The sequence below is a fragment of the Faecalibacterium sp. DFI.5.82 genome (assembly GCF_029076575.1).
Classification (GTDB): Bacteria; Bacillota; Clostridia; order Oscillospirales; family Ruminococcaceae; genus Faecalibacterium; species Faecalibacterium duncaniae.
This window is the reverse complement of the sequence record NZ_JARFIS010000319.1, coordinates 1-323: the sequence shown is the minus strand read 5'-3', so window position 1 is coordinate 323 and position 323 is coordinate 1. Positions and strand designations below refer to the sequence as shown.

The following is a 323-nucleotide window of genomic DNA, read 5'->3' as shown; positions in this document are numbered from 1 at the left end:
GACGGCAAGGAGATCAAGATCTACGCTGTTAAGGACGCAAAGGATGCTCCTTGGGGTAGCTGAACGTTGATGTCGTTCTGGAGTGCACCGGCTTCTACACCAGCAAGGAGAAGAGCATGGCTCACATCCAGGCTGGCGCAAAGAAGGTCGTTATCTCTGCTCCCGCAGGCAACGACCTGAAGACCATCGTCTTCTCCGTCAACGAGTAGACCCTGACCGCTGAGGATCAGGTCATCTCTGCTGCTTCCTGCACCACCAACTGCCTGGCACCCATGGCTGACACCCTGAACAAGAACTACCCCATCGTTTCCGGCATCATGACC

General features: G+C 55.7%; 1 pseudogene. It reads left to right on the top strand.

From position 1 onward, the window contains the following. Positions 1 to 323: pseudogene (locus P0G09_RS16800) on the top strand (type I glyceraldehyde-3-phosphate dehydrogenase); the annotation flags it as partial.